Here is a 16,426-nt window from a genome sequence, read left to right as displayed (position 1 = left end):
GATCCGTATGCGCAACCCAGTCGGCGGCCATGTACCGGTGGCCGGCGGCCTCGCCAAGGTCGGCCTCCCCTATGCCCGCGAGATGGGCGCCGAGGCCGTCCAGGTCTTCGTCGCCAACCCGCGCGGCTGGGCCACCCCGGCCGGCAACCCGGCGCAGGACGAGCTGTTCCGCGCCCAGTGCGCCGCCGAGTCCGTACCGGCGTACGTGCACGCCCCGTATCTGATCAACTTCGGCTCGCACACCCCGGCGACGGTGGAGCGGTCCGTGGAGTCGCTGCGCCACTCGCTGCGCCGGGCCCGGGAGATCGGGGCGCTGGGCGTCGTGGTGCACACGGGGTCGGCCACCGGCGGGCGGCCCCGCGAGGAGGCGCTGGCCCAGGTACGGACGCACATGCGGCCGCTGCTGGACGAGCTGACGCACGACGACGACCCGTTCCTGCTGCTGGAGTCCACCGCCGGGCAGGGCTCCTCGCTCTGCTCACGGACCTGGGACTTCGGCCCGTACTTCGAGGCGCTGGACGCCCATCCGAAGCTCGGGGTCTGCCTGGACACCTGCCACATCTTCGCGGCGGGGCACGACCTGGCCGGGCCGGGCGGGATGAAGGAGACGCTGGACCTGCTGGTGGGGACGGTCGGCGAGGGCCGGCTGAAGCTCATCCACGCCAATGACTCCAAGGACGTCTCCGGCGCCCACAAGGACCGGCACGAGAACATCGGCTCGGGCCACATCGGCGAGGAGCCGTTCCGCGAGCTGTTCGCGCACCCGGCCACCGAGGGCGTGCCGCTGGTCATCGAGACACCGGGCGGCAAGGAGGGCCACGCGGCGGACGTGGCCCGGCTCCAGGCGCTGCGCGACGGCGGGTGACGCGGGCCGGTCGGAGCCCGGTTCAGAGTTCGGGGCCGTCCCCGGGCTCCTCCTGGTAGGAGTAGCGCTGTTCCTTCCAGGGGTCGCCGATGTTGTGGTAGCCGCGCTCCTCCCAGAAGCCGCGGCGGTCGGCGGTCATGTACTCGATGCCCCGGACCCACTTGGGCCCTTTCCAGGCGTACAGGTGGGGGACGACGAGCCGGAGCGGGAAGCCGTGTTCGGCGGTGAGCAGTTCGCCGCCCTTGTGGGTGGCGAACAGGGTCCGGTCGGAGAGGAAGTCGTCCAGCCTGAGGTTGGAGCTGAAGCCGTATTCGGCCCAGACCATCACATGCGTGACCTGGGGGGCGGGCGGCGCGAGGGCGACCACGTCGCGGGCGAGCACACCGCCCCACTCGGCGCCCAGCATGCTGAATTTGGTGACGCAGTGGAGATCGGCGACGACCGAGGAGAACGGCAGGGCCGAGAATTCCTCGTGGTTCCAGCAGTGCTTCTCACCGTCGGCGGTCGCGCCGAAGACGCGGAATTCCCAGCGTTCCGGTTTGAACTTGGGGACGGGCCCGTAGTGGGTGACCGGCCACCCACGCTGCAACCGCTGGCCCGGCGGAAGCTCGGACTGCTCTGACGCGCGGTGTTCCCGGCTTTCCGGCTGACCCATGTCTCCATGGTGACAGACAGGCGGGGGTGGTCGTGACCAGGGCGGAGCCCATTCGGGCAACTCGTACTAAGCATGCACTTACTGGACGGTCACCGGGTCCGGTGCGAGGATGCCGCCAACGTGCCCGGTTCACCGTTGGAAGGAGCCTCTGCGATGCAGGGCGACCCCGAGGTCATCGAGTTCCTGAATGAACAGCTGACCGCCGAATTGACTGCCATCAACCAGTACTTCCTGCACGCGAAGATGCAGGACAACTTCGGCTGGACCAAGCTGGCGAAATACACGCGCGCCGAGTCCTTCGACGAGATGAAGCACGCGGAGATCCTGACCGACCGCATTCTCTTCCTCGACGGTCTGCCGAACTACCAGCGGCTGTTCCACGTACGGGTCGGCCAGACGGTCACCGAGATGTTCCAGGCGGACCGGCAGATCGAGGTCGAGGCGATCGACCGCCTCAAGCGCGGGATCGAGCTGATGCGCGGCAAGGGCGACATCACGTCGGCGAACATCTTCGAGTCGATCCTCGCGGACGAGGAGCACCACATCGACTATCTCGACACCCAGCTCGATCTCGTCGAGAAGCTGGGCGAGCCGCTGTACATCGCGCAGCTGATCGAGCAGCCGGAGAGCTGACCGCGCTCAGGCGGCCTCGGGAAGCCCCTCCACCGGAGCGGTGGCGGTGGCGGGCGTCTGCTTCCGCTCCAGGAGCTCGCGGCGCGGGCAGGCACCCCGGCCGAGCATCGCCTGGATGGTGCGGACACAGCCGCCGCAGTCCGTGCCTGCCTTGGAGGCGGAGGCGATCTGGCGGGGCGTGCACGCCCCGGCCGCCGCATGATCCCTGACCTGCTGCTCCGTAACGCCGAAGCACGAGCAGACGTACATGCGGTTCACCTCCCGGGCGGGGACGGGTCGTGGGCGCCGCCCCGATGATCGGTGAGGCTAACCTAACCTTACCCGCCGCGCGCGGGCGGCAAAAGCCCGGGAATGCCCGTGGGGCACGGATCACATCGATCCGTGCCCCACAGTCGTACGGTGCCGCCTGCCGCGGCCCTTACTGGTCGCGGTACATCTCGGCGACGAGGAAGGCCAGGTCGAGCGACTGGCTGCGGTTGAGCCGGGGGTCGCAGGCCGTCTCGTAGCGCTGGTGGAGGTCGTCCACGAAGATCTCGTGGCCGCCGCCGACGCACTCGGTGACGTCGTCGCCGGTCAGCTCGACGTGGATGCCGCCGGGGTGCGTGCCGAGGCCCTTGTGCACCTCGAAGAAGCCCTTGACCTCGTCCAGGACGTCGTCGAAGCGACGCGTCTTGTGGCCGGAGGCCGCCTCGAAGGTGTTGCCGTGCATCGGGTCGGTCACCCAGGCGACGGTGGCGCCGGAGGCGGTGACCTTCTCGACCAGCTCGGGCAGCTTGTCCCGGACCTTGTCGGCGCCCATGCGGACGATGAACGTCAGCCGGCCGGGCTCGCGCTCGGGGTCGAGGCGCTCGATGTAGCCCAGGGCCTCGTCGACGGTGGTCGTCGGGCCGAGCTTGATCCCGATCGGGTTGCGCACCTTGGAGGCGAACTCGATGTGCGCGCCGTCCATCTGGCGGGTGCGCTCACCGATCCACACCATGTGGCCCGAGGTGTCGTACAGGTGGCCGGTGCGCGAGTCGGTGCGGGTCAGCGCGGTCTCGTAGTCGAGGAGCAGGGCCTCGTGCGAGGCGTAGAACTCGACGGCCTTGAACTCGGCGGGGTCGGTCCCGCACGCCTTCATGAAGTTCAGCGCGTTGTCGATCTCGCGGGCCAGGGCCTCGTAGCGCTGGCCGGACGGGGACGACTTCACGAAGTCCTGGTTCCAGGCGTGGACCTGGCGCAGGTCGGCGTAGCCGCCGGTGGTGAAGGCGCGCACGAGGTTCAGCGTGGAGGCGGACGCGTGGTACATCCGCTTCAGGCGCTCGGGGTCGGGGACGCGGTCGGCCTCGGTGAAGGCGAAGCCGTTGACGGAGTCGCCGCGGTAGGTCGGCAGGGTCACGCCGTCGCGGGTCTCGGTCGGCTTGGAGCGCGGCTTGGAGTACTGGCCGGCGATCCGGCCGACCTTGACGACGGGCACGGAGGCCGCGTAGGTGAGGACGGCGCTCATCTGGAGCAGCGTCTTCAGCTTGGCGCGGATGTGCTCGGCCGACACGGCGTCGAAGGCCTCGGCGCAGTCTCCGCCCTGCAACAGGAACGCCTCGCCCTTGGCGACGGCTCCCATACGGGCACGCAGCTGGTCGCACTCGCCCGCGAAGACGAGCGGCGGATACGACGCGAGGTCCGCGAGTACATCGCGCAGGGCCTCGGAGTCGGGGTACTCGGGCTGCTGCGCCGCGGGAAGGTCTCGCCAGGTGTTGCCACCGGCGACGGAGGTATTGGCGTTCACGGTCACGGCGTCCACATTACGGGGTCGCGACCGCTCCATTTCCCGGTTGCCCAGTCACTGAGACGGACGTCTCGCCACGGCCGGTGCCGGGGGTGTCCGAGCGGCCTGCTAACCTCGCGACTTTCAGCGTTGCACAACGTTGGACAAGTGGACATCGAGGGTGGGGACTTGAAGCGGAATCACCGTAAGGACCTCAAGAAGAGACGGCTGCTGATCGGGGCGGGTGCCGCCGTGGTCGCGACCGCGACGATCGGCACCCTGGCCATGGCCGCGCAGGACCCGGACCCGGGGACCGCCAAGGCCGCCTCGCCGTCCGCCGTGCTCCAGGCCCAGTTCGAGGACGCGGCCCGTGAGTTCGACGTACCGCAGAGCGTGCTGATGGCGGTCTCGTACCGGCAGACGCGGTGGGAGAGCCACGACGGGGAGCCGAGCACGACGGGTGCGTACAACGTCATGGGGCTCACCAGCGTGGCGGCCGGGGACGTGGAGCAGCCGACGGACGCGGAGCGTCTGGCGCACATGAACATGTCCGGCCGGCCGGAGATCGAGAAGACCTTCGACGCCGCGAAGGCGCTGCGCGACCTGCCGAAGAAGACGGTCGACACCACCGACCCCCGGCTGCACACGCTGGACGAGGCCGCCGGGCTGATCGACACGGACACGGCTTCGGTACGCGACGACACCGAGGACAGCATCCGCGCGGGCGCGGCCCTCCTCGCCGAGTACCAGCGCGACGCCAAGGGCTCCCTGTCGGACGACGCCGCGCAGTGGTATCCGGCGGTGGCGCGGTTCAGCCAGTCGCCGGACAAGAAGGGGGCCGACCTCTTCGCGAAGCGCGTCTTCGACTCGATCCGTACGGGCGAGAGCGCGGTCACCCAGGACGGCCAGCAGGTCTCGCTGCCCGCCGACCCGTCGGTCCAGCCGGTCAAGCCGGCGAAGGTGCCGCTGGCCGCGTCCTTCGCGAGCACGGCCGCGACCCCCACCCCGGAGTGCCCGTCCGGTCTGAACTGCAACTTCGTGCAGGCCAAGACGTCGAGCACGGGCCAGCGCGCCTACACGCCCGCCGTGCGCCCCGACAAGGGCGTCGACATCCGGCAGATCGTGATCCACGACACCGAGGGCGACTACGCGAGCTCGCTCGCCACGCTCACCAGCCCGAGTGCGGCCGCCAGCGCTAACTACCTGATCCGCGCGTCGGACGGCCTGGTCACGCAGATGGTCGAGAACAAGGACCTGGCGTGGCACGCGGGCAACTGGACCCTGAACATGCACTCGATCGGCGTGGAGCACGAGGGCTACGCGATCAAGGAGGGCAAGTGGTACACGGAGCCGCAGTACGAGTCCTCCTCGGCCCTGGTGAAGTTCCTGGCGGACAAGTACGGCGTCCCGATCGACCGTGAGCACATCATCGGCCACGACGCGGTGCCCGTCGCTCTGAACGACAAGTTCGCGGGGCCCACTGGGACCCGGGCCCGTTCTGGGACTGGAACCACTTCATGGGCCTGATGGGCGCCCCGACGGGCGCGAGCGGCGCCGGCGGCCCGGTCAAGGCGGGGCAGCTGGTGCGCGTGGTGCCGCCGTTCACCACGGCCAACCAGCCGAAGCTGACCTCCGGCTCCAAGGCGGTCACCACGCAGCCGGCGAACTTCGGCTACCTGTACACCTCGGCGTCCACCAGCGCGACCACGCTCAGCGATCCGTACTTCTCGGCGCTGTGGAGCGAGGGCTCCAACTGGTCGAACAAGGTCCGCGCCGGCGACACCTATGTCGTCGCCGAGGCCAAGGCCGACTGGACGGCGATCTGGTACGGCGGCAAGAAGGCGTGGTTCTACAACCCGGGCGGCCAGTACACCGTGCCGCTCGCCGCGGCCCCGCGCGTGGTGAAGGCCAAGGCCGGGGTGACCGTCCGGATCTACGGGCGGGCCTACCCGGAGACCGCCGCCTATGAGGCCGCGGGCCTGGAGGCGCCGACGGACAACCCGGACTACCTGACCAAGTACACGCTGCCTTCGGGCCAGGGGTACACGCTGGCCGGTGCCGAGGCGAAGGGCGACGACTGGTTCGGCTCGGCCCAGACGGACGTCATCGGTTCCACGTCCTATCTGCCGATCAACTACAACCACCGCCAGGCGTGGGTGAAGGCGAGCGACGTCCAGACCTCCACGAGCGTCGCGCCGGTCTCCGCCACCGACCGCTACAACATGATCGGCCGCGACAGCGCCGGCCGGATCTGGCAGTACCAGGGCACCGGTAGCGCCTCCTCCCCGTACTACCGCCGCTACCAGGCGGGCTACGGCTGGGGCGGCTACACCGTGATGACCGCCATGACCGCGCTGCGCGCGGACGGTACGGGCGACTTCGTGGCCCGGGACAAGGACGGCGTCCTCTGGTACTACCGGGGCAGCGGCAACCCGGACAAGCCGTACATGGCCCGGCTCAAGGTCGGCAGCGGCTGGAACCAGTACAGCAGCCTCAACGGCATGCGCGACCTGGACGCGGACGGCAAGGCCGACATGATCGCCCGCAACGCCGCCGGGGACATCTACTTCTACAAGGGCACCGGCACCCCGGAGAAGCCCTTCGCCCCCAAGGTGAAGATCGGGTACGGCTGGCAGATCTACGACCAGATCGTCTCCACCGGCGACCTCAACGGCGACGGCAAGGCCGACTTCGTGGCCCGGGACAAGTCCGGGACCCTGTGGATCTACACGGGCACCGGCTCGGCCTCCGCCCCGTACGACAAGCGGGTCAAGATCGGTACCGGCTGGGGCAAGTACAAGCTGCTGCTCGGCCCGAGCGACCTGGACCGTGACGGCCGGGGCGACCTGGTCGGCGTGGACTCGGCCGGAGATTTCTGGTTCTACCACTCCACCGGCAAGGTGACGGCCCCGTTCGCGACGAAGTCGCAGGTCGGGGACGGCTGGCAGATCTACGACACCCTGTTCTAGCCGACAGGACGTCTCGTGCGCGCGGGGCCCTTTCCCATCCGGCCGGGTGGGAAAGGGCCCCGCCGCCGTCAGGCGTGGGTTAGGGTACGGGGCATGTTCGCGCACTCGACCCGTAACTGGTGGTGGACCGCTCATCCGGCGGCCCGCTGATCGCGCGTACACACTGACGCAGAGGCCGCCCGAGGGGCGGCCTTTTCCGTGTCCACGGGCCGTTCCTCCCAGCTGATTCCCTGGAAGGAACCGACCCATGAGCTTCGACCGACTCCTGCGCGACGACTGCCCGCCGTTCGCCCTGCTGCGCCGCCGCACCCCCGGCCACGACCACGACACCGTCGAGGTGCTGATCGGCCGGGTGCACGAGGCGGACCGCCTCGCCGGCATCCCCGTGGGCGAGCTGCCGTCGCTGGCGCTGGTGCCGTTCCGGCAGATCGCGGAACGCGGCTTCGACGTACGCGACGACGGCACTCCGCTGTCCGTCCTGGTCGCGGACGAGGCGTACACGCTGTCCCTGACCGAGGCGCTGGAAGCGCTCCCCCGCCACGAAGTCCGCGTGGACGACGGGGAGTTCGACGTCAGCGACGAGGAGTACGCCGACACCGTGCGGCGGGTGATCGAGGACGAGATCGGCCGGGGCGAGGGCGCCAACTTCGTGATCCGGCGGACGTTCCGGGGCCGGATCGACGGCTTCGGCCGGGCGGACGCGCTGGCCCTGTTCCGGCGGCTGCTGGCGGGCGAGCGGGGCGCGTACTGGACGTTCGTCGTGCACACCGGCGACCGTGTACTCGTCGGCGCCAGCCCCGAGGTGCATGTGCGGATGTCCGGCGGGACCGTCGTGATGAACCCCATCAGCGGCACCTACCGCTACCCCGCCGAGGGGCCGACCCCGAGAGCCTGCTCGCCTTCCTCGGCGACCGCAAGGAGACCGAGGAGCTCTCCATGGTGGTCGACGAGGAGCTGAAGATGATGTGCACGGTCGGCGACATGGGCGGTGTGGTGATCGGCCCGCGCCTCAAGGAGATGGCCCATCTCGCGCACACCGAGTACGAGTTGCGCGGACGCTCCTCGCTGGACGTACGGGAGGTGCTGAGGGAGACCATGTTCGCGGCGACCGTCACCGGCTCCCCCGTGCAGAACGCCTGCCGGGTCATCGAGCGGTACGAGGACGGCGGGCGCGGCTACTACGCGGGCGCGCTGGCCCTGCTGCGCCGCGAGGGCGACGGCGGCCAGACCCTGGACTCGCCGATCCTGATCCGGACCGCCGACATCGACGCGGACGGCACGCTGCGGGTGCCGGTCGGGGCCACCCTGGTCCGCCACTCGGACCCGGAGAGCGAGGTCGCCGAGACCCACGCCAAGGCGGCCGGCGTCCTCGCCGCCCTCGGCGTCCGCCCGGCCCGCCCCGAGGCGGAGCGGGAGCGGCCCCGGCTGGCCGCCGACCCCCGGGTGCGGGCGGCCCTGGACGCCCGGCGGGACGGGCTCGCCCCGTTCTGGCTGCGGATGCAGGAGCGCGCCGCCGACCGCACCGGCCACGCCCTGGTGGTGGACGGCGAGGACACGTTCACCGCGATGCTCGGGCACCTGCTGCGCGCCTCGGGGCTCGACGTCACCGTGCGCCGCTACGACGAGCCGGGGCTGCGCGAGGCGGTGCGGGCGCACGAGGGGCCCGTGGTGCTCGGGCCCGGCCCGGGGAATCCGGCGGACGCGGCCGACCCGAAGATGCGGTTCCTCCGCGCGATGGCCGCCGAGCTGGTCCGGGACCACCGGCACGGGCTGCTCGGGGTGTGCCTCGGCCATGAGCTGATCGCGGCCGAACTGGGCCTGGAGATCGTCCGCAAAGCGGTGCCGTACCAGGGGGCGCAGACCCGTATCGATCTGTTCGGGCGGCCCGAGACGGTCGGCTTCTACAACAGCTACACCGCGCGCTGCGACGACTCCGGGGCGGCGGAGCTCGCGGCGCACGGCATCGAGGCGAGCCGGGACGAGGTGTCCGGGGAGCTGCACGCGCTGCGCGGGGCCGGGTTCGCCTCGGTGCAGTTCCACCCGGAGTCGGTGCTGACGCTGCGCGGGGCGGCGATCGTCTCCGAGCTGCTGGCGGGGCTGCCGGTGCGCGGCTGAGGGGCTGCCCGGGCCCCGGGGTCTCAGCTCCCGGGGCGGGCCGGGACCAGGACGTTGTCGCCGTGGCGGCCGGCCAGGTAGTCGCCGACGTTCTCGACGGTGGCGTCGATGATCTGGCCGACCGCGTCCTCGGTGTAGTACGCCTGGTGCGAGGTGACGATGACGTTCGGGAAGGTCACGAGCCGGGCCAGGGTGTCGTCGTCCACGCCCTCCAGGGACTTGTCCAGGAAGAACAGCCCGGCCTCCGCCTCGTACACGTCGAGTCCGACGCCGAGGAAGCGGCCCGCGCGCAACTCGCCGACCAGGGCCGAGGTGTCGATGAGGCCGCCCCGGCTGGAGTTGACCAGGATCGCGTCGTCCTTCATCAGGGCGAGGGCGTCCCTGTCGATGAGGTGGTGCGTCGCCGGGAGCAGCGGGACGTGCAGGCTGACCAGGTCGGACTCGGCGAGCAGCCGCTCCTTGTCGACGTACCGCATGCCCAGCTCGACGCAGGCCGGGTTCTCTGCGACGTCCCAGCCGAGCAGCTTCATGCCGAAGCCGTGGGCGATCCGGGTGAACGCCTCGCCGATCTTGCCGGTGCCGACGACGCCCACGGTGCGGCCGTGCATGTCGCGGCCGAGGAGCCCGTCGAGCCGGAAGTCGAAGTCGCGGGTGCGGCTCGCGGCCCGGATCACCCGGCGGTTGACCGCCATGGCCAGGGTCCAGGCGAACTCCGCGACCGAGTACGGCGAGTAGTACGAGACCCGGGCGACGCGCAGCGCCAAGCGCTCTGCGACGTCCAGGTCGATGTTGTTGAAGCCGGTGGAGCGCTGGGCGATCATCTGGGTGCCGCCGGCCGCGAGGGTCTGGAGGACCGCGCCGCCCAGGTCGGCGTTGACGCTGGTGGAGATGACCTCGTAGCCGGCCGCGATGGGGGCGGTGTCCCGGTTCAGGAAGACGTCCAGGCAGCGGACTTCGTGCTTCCCGGCGAATGCCTTCTCGATCAGCGGCTTCTCGTCGGACTGCACTCCGAAGGCCAGGATCTCCACGACGTCTCCCCTGTCTGCGTGCTGGGCGCGGCCGGTCCCCGCGAATATACGGCGACCGGCCCCGCCGCGCCGGACAGGCCCTAGACGTCGTCGAGTCCGCGCTCTATGGCGTAGCGCACCAGCTCGACCCGGTTGTGCAGCTGGAGCTTGCCCAGGGTGTTCTGGACGTGGTTCTGCACGGTCCGGTGCGAGATGACGAGCCGCTCCGCGATCTGCTTGTACGAGAGCCCCTTGGCCACGAGCCGCAGCACCTCGGTCTCCCGGTCGGTCAGCTCCGGCGCCTTGGGCTCGTCGGACGCGGCCGGTGCGGGCTCCGAGGCCAGCCTGCGGTACTCGCCGAGGACCAGGCCCGCCAGGCCCGGGGTGAAGACGGCGTCTCCGGCGGCGGTGCGGCGGACGGCCTCGGTCAGCTCCTGGGTGCTCGCCGACTTCATCAGGTAGCCGGTGGCACCGGACTTGACGGCCTCCAGGACGTCGGCGTGCTCGCCGCTGGCGGAGAGCACGAGGACCCGCAGCCCGGGCTGGCTGCCGACGAGTTCCTTGCAGACCTGCACCCCGGGCATGCCGGGCAGATTGAGGTCGAGGACCAGGACGTCCGGGGTGACGGCGCCGGCCCGGCGGACGGCCTGGGGCCCGTCGCCCGCGGTGGCCACCACGTCGAACCCGGCCTCGGTGAGGTCGCGGGCCACCGCGTCCCGCCACATCGGGTGGTCGTCCACCACCATCACTCTGATCGCCGGCTGCCCGGTGCCCTCTTCGTGTGTCGCGTTCATCGGACCGATCCCGCCTTCCCCGTGAAACCTTGGGAACCTTCAATTCCACCTCGGTGCCCTGTCCGGGCACCGAGATCAGCTCTGCCGTACCGCCCAGGTCGCGCAGCCGGCCGCGGATCGACAGGGCGACCCCGAGCCGCCCCTCCCCCTCGGCCTGCGCGAGCCGCCCCTCGGGGATGCCGGGCCCGTCGTCCCGGACCGTGACGACGACCTCGTCCGGCCAGTCCTCCAGCAGGATCCACGCCTGGGCGCCCTCGCCCGCGTGCACCCGGACATTGTCCAGCGCCGCGCCGACCGCGGCCGCCAGTTCCGCCGCGGCGGCGGAGGGCAGCAGCACCGGGGCGCCCGGCTCCGCGAAGCTGGTCCGGGATCCGGCGTGCGGGGCGAGGAGCGTCCGCAGGTCGGTCTCGCCGCCGTCGGCCGGTTCGTCCTCGTCCGTCTCGACGGTCCGGACGACGGCGCCCTCGGAGGCGTCCTCGGAGAGCCGGGTGGGCGGCACCAGGCCGCTGGAGACCAGGGTGCGCAGGGCGACCTCCTGTTCCCCGGCCATCCGGCCGAGCTCCGCCGCCTCGCCGCCGATCGCGGCGCCGCGCCGCTGGACCATCGCGAGGACCTGGAGCACGCCGTCGTGGATGTCCCGGGCGAGGCGTTCCCGTTCGCGGGTGGCGGCCTCGATCTCCAGGGCGCGGGCGAGGGTGCGCTCACTGGCCCGGGCGACCTCCACCACGTAACCGATGGCGATGGAGGCGACCCAGACCAGCATCACGTTGTGCAGGGTGTCGCGGCTGGGCTCGCCGCGCTCGATGAGGTTGGCGACGGCGACCAGGCTGGAGGCGAAGCCCGCCCAGCGCCAGCCGCCCTTGATCGCGAAGGCCAGCACGGAACCGGCGGTCCAGATGGACGGCAGGGTCGGCCCGTCGACGTGCTGCGCCTGGAGGTCGGCGAGCGGGGTGACCAGGATCCCGATGAGGGCGAGGGCCAGGTCCGCGCCCAGGAAGCGCCTGGTGCAGGCGGCGGCGCTGCCCACCTTCGGCAGGGTGGCGAGCGTCCAGACCGCCATCAGCGACAGGAAGGTGATCGCTATCCAGGGCCGCTCGTAGTCGTGCCGGGCGAAGGCGGCGAGCAGGACCGCATAGGCCATCGTCAGCACGCGGTACGCCGTCAGGGCGCGCCACAGCGGCTGCTCCACGGACATCCGGACCACGCGTACGCGTTTGACCATGCTGTTCTCCCCCGTCCCCCGGCGGACCGCCGCGCCGTCAGGCGCTGTCGCCGTCCGTCTTCTTCGCGGCCTCGGACCGGCGCTTGGCCTCGTCGGCGAGCTGCCGCTTGGCGGCGGTCGCGTAGATGTCGACGTACTCCTGGCCCGAGAGCTTCATGATCTCGTACATCACCTCGTCGGTGACCGAGCGCAGGATGAAGCGGTCGCCGTCCATGCCGTGGTAGCGGCTGAAGTCGAGCGGCTTGCCGATGCGGATGCCGGGCCGCATCAGCTTGGGGATCACCTGGCCGGGCGGCTGGATCTTCTCCGTGTCGATCATGGCGACGGGGATGACCGGCGCCCCGGTGGCCAGCGCGACGCGGGCCAGGCCGCCGGGCTTGCCCCGGTAGAGCCGCCCGTCGGGCGACCGGGTGCCCTCGGGGTAGATGCCGAAGAGGCCGCCGCTCTCGATGACCTGGATGCCCGCCCGGATCGCCGCCTCACCGGCGCCGCGCGCGCCGGAGCGGTCGACGGGGAGCTGGCCGACGCCCTTGAAGAACGCGGCGGTGAGCTTGCCCTTCACACCGGGGGCCGTGAAGTACTCGGCCTTCGCGATGAAGGTCACCTTCCGGTCCAGGACGGCCGGCAGGAAGAAGGAGTCGGAGAACGACAGGTGGTTGCTGGCGAGGATCGCGGGCCCGCGCGCGGGGATGTTCTCCAGGCCCTCCACCCACGGCCTGAAGGCGAGCTTCAGCGACCCGCCGATGGAGAACTTCATAGCGCCGTAGATCAACTCGGATGCCTCCTGTGTGCTGTCCGACAGACCTTAACCCGCCGTGTCCCCCTTCCTCCCGCCTGGCGCGGACGGGTGTCCGAGGCCCGGGCCGCGACGGCCCTGGTCGGTGTCGGCCCGGTCGCGTACGGTGAAGTAATCCTCGCGCGTCCCGTACATCTTTCCGAACCCCTTCCGCTCCCCGCTCGTGCCCCGCGAGCCTCATGAACAGGAGACCCCGGTGCCGGTCCTTCCCGGAGCCGAGCCGTTCCGCCACGAGGGCGGAGCGGTCGGCGTCCTCCTCTGTCACGGATTCACCGGTTCCCCGCAGTCGCTGCGCCCCTGGGCCGAGTATCTGGCCGAGCGCGGCCTGACGGTGTCGCTGCCGCTGCTCCCCGGGCACGGCACGCGCTGGCAGGACATGCAGGTGACCGGCTGGCAGGACTGGTACGCGGAGGTGGACCGGGAGCTCCGCGGGCTGCTGGAGCGCTGCGAGCGGGTGTTCGTCTTCGGGCTCTCGATGGGCGGTGCGCTGGCGCTGCGGCTGGCCGCGAAGCACGGGGACGCGGTGAGCGGTCTGGTGCTCGTCAATCCGGCCAACAAGGTGCACGGCCTCGCGGCGCACGCGCTGCCGGTGGTCCGCCATCTGGTGCCGACGACGAAGGGCCTGGTCAGCGACATCGCCCTGGAGGGTGTCGCGGAGGTGGGGTACGAACGGGTGCCGCTGCACGCGGCGCATTCGGTGCGCCGGTTCTTCCGGCTGGTCGACGGCGACCTCCCCCAGGTCACCCAGCCGCTCCTGCTGCTGCACAGCCCGCAGGACCACGTCGTGCCGCCCGCCGACACGGCCCGCATCCTGAGCCGGGTCTCCTCGACGGATGTCCGGGAGGTCCTGCTGGAACAGAGCTATCACGTCGCGACGTTGGACCATGATGCGAAGCGGATCTTCGACGAGAGTCATGCGTTCATCGGCCGCCTCGCTCCGAGCGAGAAGAATCAGGAGGGGGTACGTCCGATGGCTGAGCACGACGCGGAGCGCGCGGGCAGCGAGGAGGAGCGCGAGCCGCTCCCCGTGGAGGGGGCGGCCGTCGCCGACGAGGCCGGCGCCCCGGTGGCCGGTGCGGGTGACGGAGCGCTGGACGAGGAGGCCGTCTGGCGGGCCATCGTGGAGGGTTACGGGGAGGAGCCGCCGGACCCGCCGGGCGCGCGGCCCTTCCGGTCGATCGAGGATCTGGCGCTGCCGGACGACGGTCCGCTGACCGCCCCGGCCGCGGACAAGGGGCTCGGCAAGCGGCCGCCCAAGCCGAAGCCGGAGGAGGACCGGCCGCTGGGCGGCTCCGTGGTCTTCGCTCCGGGCGTGGGCCCGCGCGACTACGAGCCGGCCGACCCGGACGCGGCCGCCCCGGGCGGCGGGGACGACGACGAGGGGCACTTCGTGCCGCCGGAGCCGCCGCCGCTGCCGGAGGCCGACGTCACGGCGAAGTTCGCCTGGCTCGCGGTGGTCGGCGGGCCGGTGCTGATGCTGCTCGCGGTGCTGCTGTCCTGGGAGATGACCTGGTGGCTGACGACGGTCTGCGTCGGCGGCTTCCTGGGCGGTTTCGTGACGCTGGTGGCCCGGATGGACTCCGACGAGGACGGCGACGACGACCCGGGGCGGGGCGCGGTGGTCTAGGGGGTGTCTGCGGGCACCCGGAGTGCGGCCAGTACCGGGCGGTGGTCGGTCGCCGCCCGCAGGTCGGCCTCGCGCACCCCGGGCAGTCCGTCCGGGACCCCGCAGCCGAGGACCTCGATGCCGCCGGTGGCGAAGACGGCGTCGATCCGGCGGCGCGGTTCGTGCGCCGGGAAGGTGTACTCGCCGCCCTGCGGCTTCACCTCCCAGCAGTCCTGGTAGCGCCCGGCCAGCCGCCGGAAGGCCCGCCCGCTCGGTACGTCGTTGAGGTCGCCGGCGACGACGGCGTGCCGCACGCCCAGCGCGTCCACGGTCTCCGTCAGCCGCTCGGCCTGGGCCAGCCGCTCCTGCCGCTGGAGGCTGAGGTGGCAGCTGACCACGCCGACCCGGGCGCCCGCGAACCGGACGACGGCGGTGGCGAAGCCCCGGCGGTGCAGCCCCGGGGTGCGCGGCAGCAGGATGTCCTCGGTGCGCTCGACGGTGGCGCGCAGCGAGCACAGCAGCAGCGGCCCGGCGGCGGTGGCGCCCCGCCCAGGATCACCAGGTCGGTGGCGGCGGCGAGCCGGGCGGCGTACTTGCGCCAGCGGAAGAAGCGCGGCGCCTCCTGGACGAGGACCAGATCGGGGGCGCAGGCGCGGATGACCCGGGCGAGGGCGCCGCGGTCGTCGCGCATCGAGCGGATGTTGTAGCTGAGCACGCGGATGACGGCCGAGCCGTCCGGCTCGGTGCACGAATCGGGCAGCGACATCGTGGCCATGCCCTCACGATACGGCGGACGCCCGCCGCTCCCAGGTCGTGTCCGCGAAGTGTCGTCCGGCCCACGACGCCTGGCACGCACTCTCGCGGCGTTGCCGGGGTGCCCAAGTAGCTCCGCTACGAGGACACCCCGGCGCCTTGCGAGAGCACGCACCAGACGCCGCAGGCCCCGCCCTTCGGGCGGACGACGCCACTTCGCGGACACTCCCGGGGCGCGACGGGCGTCCGGCGTTCGGATGCGCGGGTGGGCTCAGCCCTGGCGGGCCAGGTCCGCCGCGCCCACGAGACCTGCCTTGCCGCCGAGTTGGGCGGCGAGCACCTGGGCGTGCGGGCGCCATTCGCCGCCGATCAGCCAGCGCCGGAACGACTTGCGGATCGGGTCGAGGACGAGCTCGCCCTCGTCCGAGACGCCGCCGCCGACGATGAAGGCCGACGGGTCGAACAGCGAGGCCAAGTCGGCGAGTCCGGCGCCGGCCCAGCGGGCCAGCTCGCGGAACGAGTCGACGGCCACCGGGCAGCCCTGGCGGGCGGCCTCGCTGATGTGCTTGCCCTCGATGCCGTCCACGGTGCCGTCGCCGAGCCCCAGGAGGATCGGGGCGTTCTCCGGGGTGGCGTTGGCACGCTGCTTCGCGTACCGCACGAGGGCGCGGCCGGAGGCGTACTGCTCCCAGCAGCCCTGGCTGCCGCAGCCGCAGAGCAGACCGTCCGGGACGACCCGGATGTGGCCGAACTCGGCGGCCACGCCGAACCGTCCGCGGCGCAGCTTGTTGCCGATGATGATGCCGCCGCCGAGGCCGGTGCCCAGCGTGATGCAGATGACGTCGTCGTGGCCCTGGCCGGCGCCGAAGCGGTATTCGCCCCAGGCGGCGGCGTTGGCGTCGTTCTCCACGACGACGGGGAGGCCGACGCGCTGCTCGACCTTGTCCTTGAGCGGTTCGTGGCGCCAGTTGATGTTGGGCGCGAACAGCACGGTGGCCCGCTTGTCGTCCACGTATCCGGCCGCGCCGATGCCGACGGCGTCGACCTGGTGCCCGGCGCTCGCGCCGGAGACCGCCGCCGCGATGGCGTCCACGATGGCTTCGGCCGTCGGCGGGGTCGGCACCTTGAAGGTCGAGAGGATGTGGCCCTCTTCGTCGACCACTCCAGCTGCGATCTTCGTGCCGCCGATATCGACGCCGATGGTGAGTCCCATGAATCCCTCAGTTCCGGTCGAGCCCCGCTGAGGCAACCGTACCCGAGGCCGGGG

Annotated in this window: 10 protein-coding genes and 5 pseudogenes; 6 read left to right on the top strand and 9 right to left on the bottom strand. The window is 71.6% G+C overall.

The window, feature by feature from the left end; translation table 11 throughout:
* Window positions 1-7: 7 nt before the first annotated feature.
* On the top strand, window positions 8-865 hold the full coding sequence (locus NEH16_RS23570; RefSeq protein ID WP_073968166.1) for a deoxyribonuclease IV: 858 nt from the start codon (window positions 8-10) through the stop codon (window positions 863-865).
* A 22-nt stretch (window positions 866-887) separates the two neighbouring features.
* Here NEH16_RS23570 and NEH16_RS23565 read toward each other — a convergent pair whose 3' ends face one another.
* The gene (locus NEH16_RS23565; protein ID WP_265544792.1) at window positions 888-1,520 is read right to left on the bottom strand and encodes a sulfite oxidase-like oxidoreductase; all 633 of its coding nucleotides are present in this window, start codon (window positions 1,518-1,520) and stop codon (window positions 888-890) included.
* A gap of 153 nt (window positions 1,521-1,673) precedes the next feature.
* Here NEH16_RS23565 and bfr point away from each other — a divergent pair, with 153 nt between their 5' ends.
* Entirely contained in the window at window positions 1,674-2,153 is a 480-nt protein-coding gene (gene bfr, locus NEH16_RS23560; protein ID WP_073968164.1) for a bacterioferritin, read from the top strand.
* A 6-nt stretch (window positions 2,154-2,159) separates the two neighbouring features.
* Here bfr and NEH16_RS23555 read toward each other — a convergent pair whose 3' ends face one another.
* The gene (locus NEH16_RS23555) at window positions 2,160-2,402 is read right to left on the bottom strand and encodes a (2Fe-2S)-binding protein (RefSeq protein WP_265544789.1); all 243 of its coding nucleotides are present in this window, start codon (window positions 2,400-2,402) and stop codon (window positions 2,160-2,162) included.
* Between the two features lie 169 nt (window positions 2,403-2,571).
* A complete protein-coding gene (locus NEH16_RS23550; RefSeq protein ID WP_265544788.1) occupies window positions 2,572-3,957 on the bottom strand; it encodes a class II 3-deoxy-7-phosphoheptulonate synthase in 1,386 nt (461 codons plus the stop codon).
* 192 nt (window positions 3,958-4,149) lie between these two features.
* Between NEH16_RS23550 and NEH16_RS23545 the strand changes: the two are divergent.
* The 3 genes and pseudogenes from NEH16_RS23545 (at window position 4,150) to NEH16_RS23540 (ending at window position 8,981) form a co-directional block, all read left to right on the top strand.
* Window positions 4,150-6,866: pseudogene (locus NEH16_RS23545) on the top strand (N-acetylmuramoyl-L-alanine amidase).
* A gap of 93 nt (window positions 6,867-6,959) precedes the next feature.
* A complete protein-coding gene (locus NEH16_RS33955) occupies window positions 6,960-7,016 on the top strand; it encodes a trp operon leader peptide (protein ID WP_073968448.1) in 57 nt (18 codons plus the stop codon).
* A gap of 97 nt (window positions 7,017-7,113) precedes the next feature.
* Window positions 7,114-8,981 (top strand): annotated as a pseudogene (locus tag NEH16_RS23540) (anthranilate synthase family protein).
* 23 nt (window positions 8,982-9,004) lie between these two features.
* Here NEH16_RS23540 and NEH16_RS23535 read toward each other — a convergent pair.
* The 4 genes and pseudogenes from NEH16_RS23535 to NEH16_RS23520 form a co-directional block, all read right to left on the bottom strand.
* Window positions 9,005-10,009, bottom strand: coding sequence for a 2-hydroxyacid dehydrogenase (locus NEH16_RS23535; RefSeq protein WP_265547348.1), 1,005 nt, complete (start codon window positions 10,007-10,009; stop codon window positions 9,005-9,007).
* An 80-nt stretch (window positions 10,010-10,089) separates the two neighbouring features.
* On the bottom strand, window positions 10,090-10,782 hold the full coding sequence (locus NEH16_RS23530) for a response regulator (RefSeq protein WP_073968160.1): 693 nt from the start codon (window positions 10,780-10,782) through the stop codon (window positions 10,090-10,092).
* Window positions 10,781-12,004: pseudogene (gene macS / locus NEH16_RS23525) on the bottom strand (MacS family sensor histidine kinase); the annotation flags it as partial. The gene NEH16_RS23530 and the pseudogene macS, both read right to left, overlap by 2 nt.
* A gap of 37 nt (window positions 12,005-12,041) precedes the next feature.
* A complete protein-coding gene (locus tag NEH16_RS23520) occupies window positions 12,042-12,761 on the bottom strand; it encodes a lysophospholipid acyltransferase family protein (RefSeq protein ID WP_073968158.1) in 720 nt (239 codons plus the stop codon).
* 235 nt (window positions 12,762-12,996) lie between these two features.
* Between NEH16_RS23520 and NEH16_RS23515 the strand changes: the two are divergent.
* Window positions 12,997-13,743 (top strand): annotated as a pseudogene (locus NEH16_RS23515) (alpha/beta hydrolase); the annotation flags it as partial.
* Between the two features lie 680 nt (window positions 13,744-14,423).
* On the opposite strand, the pseudogene NEH16_RS23510 reads toward NEH16_RS23515, so the two are convergent.
* Window positions 14,424-15,181: pseudogene (locus tag NEH16_RS23510) on the bottom strand (endonuclease/exonuclease/phosphatase family protein).
* 249 nt (window positions 15,182-15,430) lie between these two features.
* Window positions 15,431-16,372 (bottom strand): ROK family glucokinase, encoded by a 942-nt coding sequence (locus NEH16_RS23505; RefSeq protein WP_018518640.1) that lies wholly within the window; start codon window positions 16,370-16,372, stop codon window positions 15,431-15,433.
* Window positions 16,373-16,426: the final 54 nt, after the last annotated feature.

The organism is Streptomyces drozdowiczii (genome assembly GCF_026167665.1).
Taxonomy (GTDB): domain Bacteria; phylum Actinomycetota; class Actinomycetes; order Streptomycetales; family Streptomycetaceae; genus Streptomyces; species Streptomyces drozdowiczii_A.
This window is presented reverse-complemented; position numbering and strand designations above follow the sequence as displayed.

What these genes read in the sequence shown, in the direction of transcription:
- NEH16_RS23570 (WP_073968166.1), top strand. Translation starts at nt 8, where the DNA reads ATGCGCAACCCAGTCGGCGGCCATGTACCGGTGGCCGGCGGCCTCGCC.
- NEH16_RS23565 (WP_265544792.1), bottom strand. Translation starts at nt 1,520, where the DNA reads ATGGGTCAGCCGGAAAGCCGGGAACACCGCGCGTCAGAGCAGTCCGAG.
- bfr (WP_073968164.1), top strand. Translation starts at nt 1,674, where the DNA reads ATGCAGGGCGACCCCGAGGTCATCGAGTTCCTGAATGAACAGCTGACC.
- NEH16_RS23555 (WP_265544789.1), bottom strand. Translation starts at nt 2,402, where the DNA reads ATGTACGTCTGCTCGTGCTTCGGCGTTACGGAGCAGCAGGTCAGGGAT.
- NEH16_RS23550 (WP_265544788.1), bottom strand. Translation starts at nt 3,957, where the DNA reads ATGGAGCGGTCGCGACCCCGTAATGTGGACGCCGTGACCGTGAACGCC.
- NEH16_RS23530 (WP_073968160.1), bottom strand. Translation starts at nt 10,782, where the DNA reads ATGAACGCGACACACGAAGAGGGCACCGGGCAGCCGGCGATCAGAGTG.
- NEH16_RS23520 (WP_073968158.1), bottom strand. Translation starts at nt 12,761, where the DNA reads ATGAAGTTCTCCATCGGCGGGTCGCTGAAGCTCGCCTTCAGGCCGTGG.
- NEH16_RS23505 (WP_018518640.1), bottom strand. Translation starts at nt 16,372, where the DNA reads ATGGGACTCACCATCGGCGTCGATATCGGCGGCACGAAGATCGCAGCT.